Here is a 12247-nt window from a genome sequence, read left to right as displayed (position 1 = left end):
TGGACAGAGCTGCTTAAAAATCAGCCGTTAAACCGAAAGAATACATGCGTACGGAAGGATAGCGACCTGTGTCGATACCTGCCATAATGGTACCGCCGTACGTCACCATACCGATTTCAGGATCATAGCCTTTGTATTTGGTAACGGTAAACAGGTTTTGCGCACCTACCGAAGCTTTCAGTCCGCGGATGAAGAAATTCTTCAGCAGCGATTTCGGGAAGTTGTAGCTGAGCGTAATGTTTTTCAGGCGCACATAGCTTCCGTCTTCGATGAAGTTGGTGTTCATCCGGTTGTTACCGTTCGGATCACCGGGTGCGATCCGCGGGATGGTGTTGCCCGGGTTAGTCAGGGTTACGGTTTCAGCTTGGCCGGCTTCGTAGGTGCTTGGACGCGCGTAGTTGGCTACTGATTTCCATTGGTTGCCAAACACACCTCCGTTACCCGGGATCTCAGCACGGTAGCGCGGGTAGTTGAGAATATCATTTCCAAAGCTTCCTGTCAGAAATGCATTCAGCTCAAAGTTCTTGAAGGATACATTGTTGTTGAAGCCTAATGTAAACTTCGGCCAGGGATTGCCGATCACCGTGCGGTCCTGTGCATCAATCACACCGTCACCATTGAGGTCGCGGAACTTGGTGTCCCCTACCCAGGTACCTGTCGCGGGGTTCACGGTCAGCTCACCGTTGGAAGTTTGTATCGCATGGTTTTTAATATCATTCGCATCCTGGAACAAGCCATCCGCTATGTAGCCTGTGATCATACTGGCCGGTTGTCCTACTTCCGTCTTGAAACCTACTGACGTGGCATTCCACACGGGTGTGATCGGGTTCAAAAGTGAGCTTACCTTATTGCGGTCGAACGAGAGATTCACGCCCATTTTCCAGTATACGCCCCCTTTGTCAATGTTCACCGTATTCAGCGTAAGACCGATACCCCTGTTTTTCATGGAGCCTGCATTTACCGCGGGCCAGCTCAGGTAACCCGGCGAGTAAGCGATGTCGCCGCCATAGGTAAACGGATAGGAATTCACCGTGATCAGGCTTGTGATATTTTTGATATAAGCATCCACGATCAGTTCCACCCGGTTGCCGAACATATGCAGGTCGAGACCGCCGTTGATGACATCGTCCTTTTCCCAGGTCAGGAATTCATTGGCAAAATTGGACGCCAGGAAGCCCGTTCCCCAACCCGTAGGCACGGTTTGCAGGGTCGAGTAAATTGCATTCCCTCCGCTACCCTGGTTACCCGAGCGACCGATCTCAAACCGCAGTTTCAGGTCGTTGATCGCATTCACACTTTTAAGAAAAGGCTCCTCGGAAACACGCCAAGCTACGGATACAGCGGGAAAATTGCCCCAGCGGCGACCTTCACGGAATGCCGATGACCCGTCGAGCCGGTATGTTCCCTGCAAAAAGTAACGCTCGTTGAAATTGTAATTTACACGTGCAAAATACGACTCCCGGGCTCCCGCACCTTTACCCGAACTATTGCTCACATTGGAAATCACCGAGGCATCACCTCCTGAAAGCTCCTCGATCGTATTGGTGATAAATTTCTTCCGGCTGGCAGTCAGCGACTCGTAGGTAAACGATTGCGCCTCGTGGCCCGCCATGATGTTTACGCCATGACGACCCAGTTTCAGATCATAGGTCAGCCGGCTGTGCAGGCTCCACCAGGTGTTGGTGTTGACCGAGCGTACCGAAGTAGCTGCATCCGGCGACACCACATAACCACCGATGGTATAGGACGGGTGGAATGAGTAGTACTTCAGAAATTCAGCACTGCCGTTTGTTTCTGTGTGCCAGGTAAGGTTTTTGGCGAGTTTTACATCTGCAAAAATGCTGCCGAGAATGGAAGTACGACGGTTGTAATCATTGTAGATCTTAGAGATCATCACCGGGTTGGTAAACTGAAACTGCGTGGAAGTGGGTCCGCCCCAGCTGCCGTCAGGGTTGGTTACTGCTACGCTCGGGTTTTGGTCCAATGCAAGCTGGATGATCCCTCCGTTGTTCGTATTTACTTTTTCCTCCGTAATACCCACACTCAGGTTGGCCCCGATTTTGAGCCAGCTGCGGGTCTGGTTTTCCAGGTTTAAACGACTATTGTAGCGTTTGAAGCCCGAACCCTCCACGATGCCTTTCTGATTGAAATATTCACCTGATAGGTAGTAGGTAGTCTTATCGCTGCCGCCGCTCAGACCCAGCGAGTATTTCTGCAGGGTCGTGGGGCGGAACAATGCACTCTGCCAGTCGGTACCATTACCCAGTACCGACGGGTCAGCAAACTGCGGCTCGGTGGCAGTACTTCCCACAGCAGCAGCTTCGTTCCTGAATTGTGCATATTCGCGCAGGTTCATCACGTCAATGTGCCTCGGTTCGGCCTGCAGGGTCACGAGGGAGTTAAAACTCACTTTCGCTTCGCCCGCCTTTCCGCGCTTCGTCGTGATCATGACCACGCCGTTTGCACCCACCGCCCCGTAAATGGCCGTTGCGGAAGGTCCCTGTAACACGTTAATCGTTTCGATATCGTCCGGGTTAATGCTCGACAGGATGTTGGAGAAACCCGACGGACGGTTGTTCGGGTCGTCACGCATATTGTCGGGCTTGATCTGCACCCCGTCGATTACGTACAAAGGCTGCGTCGTACCCGTCAGGGAGCTCAGCCCACGGATTACTACGGACGGGGCTGCACCGGGCTGACCGGAATTTTGCTGCACCATCACGTTGGCCGCCCGGCCCTGTAAGCCTTGTTCGAGCGAGGTATTGATGGTTTTACTCAAATCTTTGCCCGACACAGTTACCTGCGAGCTCGATACATCGGTTTTTTTCATTTCACCGTAGCCTACGACCACTACTTCGTCAAGGGACGCAATGCTTTCCTGTAACCTGATATCGATTCTGGTTTTGTTACCCACAGCAATTTCCTGCGTTTCGTACCCGATAAAAGAGAAAACAAGGGTGTTGCCTGCAGCCGCCTCAATCGTAAATTCACCCTTCGTGTTGGTTGTTGTTCCGTTGGAAGTACCTTTTACCACCACACTCGCCCCGGGGATCGCATCGTCACCATCCGCCGAAACGATGGTACCTGTGATGGTTCTCCCTGCATTTCCCTGCGCGAAGGCACCCGCAGCCGCACACATCAACCCCAGTGATAAAAGGAGCGGTCGCAGCAAACCAGCGAGAAAATGCATGCGCTGCCCTACCCGCTTAGTTTCGTAAAAATCTTGTTGCATGTTGTTTGGTTTATTAAGTAGCTATTGGTCCACCTACGATTTAGACTTTTCCGTGTTCACTTGCCGACATGCCGGAATTGGTATAAATCGAATGAATAGTTGGACAAATGTGTCGTTAAAAAATGTGCAGCAAGGGTGTCATATGTTTACAAATGGGGTATCATTTGTAAACTCAGGAGAAAAATCAGGCTATTCTTTCTCTCCTGAGTACATTTTTTGAAGGATTAGGTCACAAAGCGGCTGCGCTGGTACTTACCGGACGTGCGCCGGGAGATATGATAGGATCAGGCTGAAAAGTTGTATTATTCCTGGCCCACATGCTGTCTCCGGTACTCGGTCGGCAGCATTTTATACTCTTCCTTAAAGAGCTTGGCGAAGTATTTGGGATTGTTGAAACCGATCTGGTAGGCAATCTCGGAGATGGTGAGCTGGGTTTTTTCCAGCAGGCCCGCACCCCGGCGGATGCGGATGTGGCGGATAAACTCAATGGGCGTTTTTCCCGTGAGCGACAATATTTTTTTATAGAGGTAAACGCGGCTCATCGACATGGCATCGCTCAACTCTTCTACCGTAAAATCTGCATTGGAGAGGTTCTCCTCGACTACCTTCACCGCACTGTTGACAAACTGTTCATCGAGTGAATGCACCGCTACCTCACTCGGCCGGATCTCCACATGCTGCTGAAACTGCTGCTGAAGTTGTTTCCGCTGGCGGATCAGATTGGCGATACGTACCTGTAAAATGTCGAGCCTGAATGGCTTTGTCACGTAGGCATCGGCGCCGGTCTGATAACCCTGTAATTGCTGCTCCTCCTCGGCCCGTGCCGTGAGCAGCACCACCGGGATGTGGGAAATACGCCGGTCGGTTTTAATCATCCGGCAGAGTTCGATACCGTTCATGCCCGGCATCATCACGTCGCTCACGATCAGGTCGGGGATATGTTCCAGGGTTGCGTCAAGGCCGGCTTTACCGCTGGCAGCTTCCAGGATTTCGTATTCTTTTTCAAACACTTCTTTGAGATACGCCCTGAACTCGTCATGATCTTCCACCAGCAATACTACCGGCTTGTTTTTAGGAGATTTCTCCGGTTGCATCTCTATCCCAGTCGTAGACTCAGCGTCCGGCTCCTCGCCTGGAACCGGCGCATCCAGGGTATGCGGCAATATAGTTTCTAAAGGCAAGGTCACCGTAAACGTGCTTCCCTCCCCTACGGTACTTTCCACATCAATGGTTCCTCCATGCATCCTGACAAACTCGCTGGCAATCGAAAGTCCTATCCCGCTGCCCTGGTTCATGATATGGTCGGGCATGGGGTGCTGGTAAAACCGCTCGAATACCTTCGCCTGAGCTTCCGGCGGAATCCCGATGCCCGAATCTGCCACGCTGATTTCCAGCACCTCAGCATCCTGCTGACCGGCGATCTGCATGCTTACGGTCACCTTCCCGTTTTCCGGCGTGAATTTAAATGCATTCGAAAGCAGGTTGTACATCACTTTTGAAAGCTTATCCTGGTCAAAGTCGGTATAGTGCGACGCAATATCGGTTTCGAAGCGGTAGCGAATGTGCTTGTGCTCGGAAAGGTCCGAGAAAGTTTGCGCGATCTGGCGTACAAACCTTACGATATCCCCGCGCTCAGGGCGGAATGCAGTTTCCTCCACTTCCAGCTTTTTAAAATCGAGCATCTGCGTCACCAGGTTGAAAAGACGCTGCGCATTGCGGTGCACGAGTGAAAGCTGCCGGTGCACGGCATGGTCGGAACGGATGTTTTTCAGCAGGTTTTCCAGCGGAGTGAGCATGAGCGTAAGCGGTGTACGGAATTCATGGCTCACGTTGGTAAAAAACTTGATTTTCATCATATCCAGCTCATGCATCTGCTGCGCATACCGGCGCTCCTGTTCCAGCCGGAAGTTCATGCGCTCACGCTCAATCAAAATCCAGCGTGCAACCATCAGCGCACCGGAAATGATCAGAAAATACAGCAGATAAGCCCAGGGCGTACGCCAGAAAGGCGGCTCGATTACCACTAGCAGGCTGCGCTCAGTCGCCTGGCCGCCCTCTTTCATTTTGACTCTGAATGTGTAAGTACCGGGATCGAGGTTGGTGTAGGTCACCCTGCGGGTATTGTCCGCTTCAAACCATTGTCCGTTGAAACCTTCGAGCGTGTACAGGTAGTGGTTTTTTTCAGGATGAAGAAAATTGAGGGCCGCAAACTCAATGGTAAATACATTCTGGCTGTATTGCAGGTCGATGCGGTCGGTCAGGGAAATGGATTTAGGAAGCACCTCCGCTCCGTCGAACAACTCGCCGGGCTGTACACTCTTATTAAAAACCTGAAAGTCAGTGAGCATTACCTTACCCGAAAGCCCTTCATTGGTAATTTGCTCCGGATCAAAAATGGAGAATCCATCCGCTCCGCCAAACACCATTTCACCCGAGCGAAGCCGCAAGGCCGCATTTTCATTGAAGCCCCTCCCCTGCAAACCGTCCACTTCATTGAATGTGCGCACCTGGAATGCGGCCGGTATGCCCGCAGCACGCCGGCTGACGGCAATACTGACAAGCCCCTTGGATGTGCCGAGCCACAGGTTCTGCATGTCGTCGACGGCTACCGACAGGATTGAATTATCGGGCAGGCCCTGGCGTGTACCATAGGATACAAATGCATTGGTTTGGCTGTCGTAGCGGTTGAGGCCTTCGGCGGTACCGATCCAGATGTTACCGAATCGGTCCTGGGCCAGCGAGGTCACTGCATCGCTGCTCAGGCTGCCCGGGTTGCCTGCTTTATAAGCATAATGTACAAACCGACCCGTTTTTTGCATCAACACGTCAATACCATTTGCCGTGCCGATCCACAGGTTCCCATACCGGTCTTCGAGCAGGGCCGAAATGTAATCGGAGCTGACAGAATTGGGCGCCAGCCGGCGGTAGTGGCGGAAGGTTTTTTTCTTCCGGTCAAACAAATCCAGACCATCGGCCAGCGTACCTACCCACAATCGTTCCTGCGAATCTTCGAATATCTCCCATACGCGGTCGTCGATCAGGCTTGTGGAATCTGCGGGATTATGCAGGTACCGGGTGAAGGTTTTTCCGTCAAAGCTGTTCAGACCGCCAAAGTAGGTCCCGATCCAGAGCACATTGCTTTTATCCAGAAACAGACTGACAATCACATTGTTGCTCAGACTTTTAGGATCGCCCGGCACATTTCGGTACTGGCGGAAACTGTTGTTCGTGCGATCGTAGTAGACGAGCCCGCCGCCGTTCATACCCAGCCACAGGTTCCCTTTCCGGTCCTCGGCAAACATATTGACATCATTAAACGGGACGCTGCGCGGATTTTCGGGAGAATGCCGGATGAGTGAAAATTTGAAAATATTCTTATGGTAGCTGCAAAACCCCTGTTTGAACGTACCGGCCCAAATCATGCCTGTGGGGTCCTTGTACAAGGCCAGTATGCTGTTCTGACTGATTGTCCTCGGATCGCCGGAGTTAAAAAGTAGCGTGGACACCGTCTTGCTTTTTTTATCCAGCACATTGATTCCCCCATGATCGGTGCCGAGCCAGATGCGCCCGTCGGGGCCGGATACGATTGCACTTACGGTGTTGTTGCTCAGCCGGAAGTCGGGCCCGGCTGTATTGGCCACCCGCAATGCATTGTTTTTGAAATCAAAGTAAAAAGCTCCCCAGGCCGCTTTGACGCCGTATACCCACGGCTCGCCGTCATCATCGACAAATACTTTATGATTGGACAAGTTTCCCTTGTTCCGGTTTTGCAGCAATGCACTCTGCACGTCAACCTGGTGGGAACCTGCATTTACCCTGGCCAGGAAACCTTCGTCGCAAACTACCCAGAGATTTCCCTGTGCGTCCTCGTCAAAATCCGAGATCAGACGTTTGGAAGTGCCAAAAGAATCTTCGGAAGGGGTGAATTTAACCTTGACGAGTTTTTTTGACCGGGTCAGAAATTTCAGCAGCCCGAGGCGGTTATGGTTAATCCAGTAGTCACCGGTGCGCGTTTTTATAATGCGGCTGAAATCAGCATCCGGCAGGCCCAGCCTTTTCGCAGCCTGGTCGGGGTTGTGCTCAATGCGCTCGGTAATTGGGTCGTATACATCAAAGCCCAGCTGCGTCCTGATCCAGATGAAACCCTGGGGATCCTCAAAGATCGCGTTGATCTGATGAGCCGAAATAGTGGCGGAGTCGCCCTGAACGTGTTTAAAAACACGGAAATTATAGCCGTCAAACCGGTTGAGCCCATTGGCGGTGCCGATCCAGACAAATCCCCGGCTGTCTTTCAGAAAGCAATTGACCTGATTGTGCGAAAGGCCGCGCTCGGTGTTGTAGCGGGCAAACTGGTATTCTCCGGATTGAGCCATACCTTCCTCCACCCATCCCAGCACACCCGCCAAAACCAACCAAATACACCTGACCCAACTTCGCATGGCGCAAAAAACTTAGCCTTTTATCACTTCCCGATTTCTAACTTCCAGAAAATTAAAGGATGTGAGGCTATACTCCAACTAATTACCTGCGCATGGCAAACATATCGGTTTGAACAGGGATAAATCATCATCAGATTTCTGTATCGCCAGCTTATTGCTTAGCCTCCCGCTTGTCCAGCTCGGCATCTACCGGTTTGACGCTTTCGAGGTGCTTTTTGGAAGCTGCGGTCAGTTCTTCGATCACCTGCGGGTACTTTCTGCCGATCTCAAACTTTTCGGAAGGATCGTGTTCCAGGTTGTACAGCAGCGGCGGATTATGCACCGCAGCAGGCTTTTGCGAGTAGGATGCATTGGTTTTGAAATGCAGCTTGTAGGGTCCTTTCCGGATCGCATACAAGTCATTGTTTTCATAATAATACACGATATCCGTGACCTTATCCGCGCTTCCTGTGAAGATGCCGGTGATGTCGTTTCCATCCAGCGGGGTATCTGCCGGCGCTGCCGCCCCGGCCCATTTGAGGATCGTCGGATACAGATCCATTGAAGTTGCAACTGCGGAAGAAACCTGAGTTTTGACCGTTCCGGGCATCCAGGCAATGGCCGGCACGCGCATGCCGCCCTCGTAGGTTGACCCTTTTGCCTCGTACAGCAAGCCTGCCGAACCTCCGTTTTCATCGATCAGAGACTTCATGAGCCAGGGCCCGTTGTCGCTCAGGAACACCACAAATGTATTTTTGTCCAGTTTAAGTTCTTTCAGTTTGTTCAAAATCTGCCCCACACTCCAGTCCAGCTCTTCCACCACATCCCCGTAAATTCCCCGCTTGCTTTTGCCCGCAAAATCGGGCGAGGCATGCAGTGGCACGTGCGGAAACGGACTGGCATAGTAAATGAAAAAGGGCTTGCTGCGATTTTTAGTGATCAGGTCCGTCACTTCCGAAGTAAATCTTTTGGTAAGCAGGTTCTGGTCGGGCTCGGTTTCGACCACCTCTGTGTTGCGGTACAAAGGCAACCGGGGATTGTTGGCGATCACGGGCTTTCCATCCGCATCGGTCCGGAACGACTCTCTGCCCATATCATTGGAATACGGGATGCCGAAGTAGGCATCGAATCCATATTGGGTAGGCAAAAACTCGGGAAGCGAGCCCAGGTGCCACTTTCCTACAATCGCAGTCTGATATCCGCGGCCTTTCAGGGCTTTGGCCAGGGTAGTCTCCCGCTTGGGCAGCCCGCTCGTGGAATTGGTAAAAAACACCTTATTGGCCGCACTGGTGCCAAACACGCCATTTCGCACCGGCAGCCGGCCTGTCAGCAAGGCAGCACGGCTGGGTGAGCACACATTCGCCGCTACGTAAAACTGTGTAAACCGCGTACCTTCGAGAGCCATCTTGTCGAGGTTTGGCGTGCGTATTGTGGGGTGACCGTAAATGCCGAGGTCACCGTAACCCAGATCGTCGGCCAGGATAATGATGAAGTTGGGCTGTTTTGTTTTTTGCGAAAATGCGGGTACTGCCAGTAGCAGCAAAACAGGTACTATTAGAAAAATAGAATGGCGTTTCATGAAAATCAATGGTATAGGTTCGTCTTAGCGGGCCAAAAGTTCATTGGGCCATCTGATTTGTTTTCCGGTGTCTTTAAACTTCGGCATTTGCGCATCCAGTCGCAGGAGCTGATTGGTCAGCAATGCAGCCAGCTCCTTTGTTTTATGAAAGTTTAAGACTGAAAGGTCATTTTGTTCCCCGATGTCGTCAGCCAGATTATACAGTTCCAGCTTTTCTTCCCTATGATTGTAAATCAGCTTCCAGTCACCTTTCCGCAATGCGCTTGCGAAGTGAATATTGGGACCTTCGGCAGCAATCCACCGGTTTGGGTGATGCCATACCAGCTCACGCTGATCGTCCCTGAAGCCGGAATTTTTGAGAATCGGTAAAAAACTCTTCCCGTCGACCCGCTGGATCAGTTCCGGACTTTTCACCCCCGCGACTTCGAGAATGGTTGGAAAGAAATCTTCCGCAATCACGTACTGTCCGGCAATTGTTTGCGGCTTTACGACACCCGGCCAGCGCACAAGCATCGGCTCCCGGATCCCGCCCTCGTACACAGATCCTTTGCCGGCTTTCAGTGGCAGATTATGCGTCCAGGCTTGCCCGCCCCGCTGCGGCTTCGTGCTCAGCCCACCATTGTCCGACATAAACAGGATGATGGTATTATCACTCAGTTTCTTGTCGTCAATATAATGGAGCAGGTCCCCCAAACTTTTGTCCATTCCCTCCACCAGTGCTGCATATTTCGCTTCCGAACTGTCGAGACCGGTTTTCAGGTACTTATTTAGGAAACGCATGTCCGGGTCGAGCGGAACATGGACAGCATAGTGCGCCAGGTACAAAAAGAATGGCCGGTGCTCGGCAACAGGTTTATCCAATGCTCTCAATGCTTCGATGGTGATCGCATCGCTCAGGAAAGTATTCGTGCCATGATAGGCTTTCAGGCCGGGTACTGCATTGCGGTTCCGCTTACCATTGACCGGCCTGTCATAGTTGCTTTTACCCAGGTAGCTGGCCGGGTGACCAATTTCACTTCCTGCAATATTCACCTGAAAACCCAGGTTGCGGGGATCAGAGCCCGGGGTACCGGCTGATCCGAAATGTGCCTTCCCGCTATGGATCGTGTAGTAACCATGATCCCGCAGGATGGCAGGCAGCGCAGTGCCGTGAAAGGTATGCGGTACACCAGGTTCAGGGCTGAAACCATTGATATTCCAGTCCACAAAGTTCAGCGTGGTATCGGCATAGTCGGTATTGGTGTTCTGGTTGGGCGAGGTCCAGTGGGTCACGCGGTGGCGGGCTGCATTTACGCCGGTCATCAGGCTCACGCGCGTCGGCGTACATACCGGCATGGCATAGGCATTGGTGAACTTCATTCCTTCACGTGCCAGTCGCTCCATATTGGGCGTGTGATAGCGCCGGTTAAAGTCAGTGGTTTTGTTCCAAAAAGGCACAGAGGTATCCTGCCAGCCCATATCGTCCACCAGAAAAACAACGATGTTGGGCTTTTCCGAGGCACGTTTCTGACCAAACAAAAAAGCATCTGGTACTGACAAGATTGTCAGTACCAGAGCTCCCAATATAATTTTAACGAACCTATTTGTAACCTTCATTCTGTTTCAGATTTGGATTGCGGTCGATTTCGCTTTGAGGCAGCGGGAAGAGTACCTGGTAATCAAATGCCACCTTGCCGCGCGCCTTAGCCCACTCGATGAACTTGCCATGCCGTATCAGATCCTGCCTGCGAAGTTCCTCGGAAAAAAACTCCCACCCTCTTTCTTTCAGGATCTGTGCGCGGAAAGCCTCTTTTGTCGGGAGTTCGACCAGCGTCAGTGCTTTCAATCCCGCTTTCACGTGCACCTGGTTCAATAGTTCAAGAGCCGCGGCAACAGGTCCATTCAGCTCGTTCAAAGCCTCAGCTTTACTCAAAAGGATATCGGCATAGCGTACTACCGGAAAATCGTTGCCCAGATCGGCACCCGTCGCGTTCAGGTCTTCTTCAAATTTAAAGCTTCTTTTATCATCCTGCCCGAGTACAATGTGCTTGCCATTCAGGTCATCATATTCGGTGAGGAACACCTGGCGCCGCTGGTCTGCCGGATCAAACGAGTCGTAGAATGCGGAAAGCGTTTTCAGCTGGGTGGCATAGTTCGCCTTGGCAGTTCCTTTGTATTTATAGTTGGGCGGCGCTGCATGAGGAAGGTAGTTCGTACCCAATCCCGGCTGCGCAATGTGCGGTCTGACGTAGATAAACTCACTGTTGACTTCATTGGCCAGCTTGAACAGATCGGCCCTGTTCGCACTGTTAAACAAGCTGTAAGCATTCAGGTCGATTACCTTCTGGGCAGTTTCACCCGCTTTTGCCCAATCCTTATTGTTCAGGTAAAATTTGGTCAGAAATGCCAGCGCGGCACCCCTGGTAGCCCGGCCGTATTGCTTCGCTTTGACGGGCAGGATCTCACTGGCGGCATTCAGCTCATCCGTCACAAACTTGACAAATTCCTCCCTGGTCGCCCGAGCCGGCCTGTCCTCGCTGGTGCTGATGCTGCTCGTGATGATGGGGGTCGGACCAAAAAGATCATACAGTGACATGTACCCGCTGGCCCGCAGGAACCGCGCCTCGGCAACGATCTGCTTTTTCCTTTCTTCGTCAAAATCAATGTTCGGAACATTGTCGATCACCAGGTTGGCGCGATATATGGCGCTGTAATAACGCGTCCAGGCCACATCGAAAAATTCGTGTGATGCATTCCAGGTAAAATCTTCCAGCGGCTGCGCCAGCCCGCGGAGTCCGCCCTCGCGGATGATGAGCAGGTCGGTAGTCACCTCTGCCATCACGAAAATATTGCGGAATCCGTCGGTCCCCTGCTTCTGTTCAAGGGCATAAGCCGCATTGAGCAGCGCCTCGGCATCATCAGCAGTTTTGAAAAAGTTGTTGGGGCCAAAAGAAGAAAACACTTCTTCTTCCAGCGGCTTATCGCAGCCCAGCGTACCTAGTAACAGCAAGATATATAGTAGCTTCTTCATTTTCGTGA

The 12247-nt window shown here is 51.9% G+C and carries 5 protein-coding genes; all 5 read right to left on the bottom strand.

Annotation, left to right across the window (positions count from 1 at the left end; genetic code table 11):
• Positions 1–13 precede the first annotated feature (13 nt).
• The 5 genes from HWI92_RS04740 to HWI92_RS04720 all read right to left on the bottom strand — a co-directional run bounded on the left by HWI92_RS04740 (position 14) and on the right by HWI92_RS04720 (position 12239).
• Positions 14–3232 carry a SusC/RagA family TonB-linked outer membrane protein gene (locus HWI92_RS04740; protein WP_204661099.1) on the bottom strand — a complete coding sequence of 1073 codons (3219 nt, stop codon included), beginning with the start codon at positions 3230–3232 and terminating at the stop codon, positions 14–16.
• 302 nt (positions 3233–3534) lie between these two features.
• Entirely contained in the window at positions 3535–7671 is a 4137-nt protein-coding gene (locus tag HWI92_RS04735) for a hybrid sensor histidine kinase/response regulator transcription factor (protein ID WP_204661091.1), read from the bottom strand.
• Positions 7672–7822: 151 nt separating this feature from the next.
• Entirely contained in the window at positions 7823–9229 is a 1407-nt protein-coding gene (locus tag HWI92_RS04730) for a sulfatase family protein (protein WP_204661083.1), read from the bottom strand.
• A gap of 24 nt (positions 9230–9253) precedes the next feature.
• Complete coding sequence (locus HWI92_RS04725; RefSeq protein ID WP_204661081.1) at positions 9254–10825, bottom strand: sulfatase; 1572 nt, start codon at positions 10823–10825, stop codon at positions 9254–9256.
• Positions 10809–12239, bottom strand: coding sequence for a RagB/SusD family nutrient uptake outer membrane protein (locus HWI92_RS04720; protein WP_204661079.1), 1431 nt, complete (start codon positions 12237–12239; stop codon positions 10809–10811). Before HWI92_RS04720 ends, HWI92_RS04725 begins: the two co-directional genes overlap by 17 nt.
• Between the last annotated feature and the right edge of the window lie 8 nt (positions 12240–12247).

Source organism: Dyadobacter sandarakinus (genome assembly GCF_016894445.1).
In the GTDB taxonomy this organism is placed as follows: Bacteria; Bacteroidota; Bacteroidia; order Cytophagales; family Spirosomataceae; genus Dyadobacter; species Dyadobacter sandarakinus.
The sequence above is the reverse complement of the archived record's forward strand: the minus strand, read 5'-3'. Positions and strand labels throughout refer to the sequence as shown.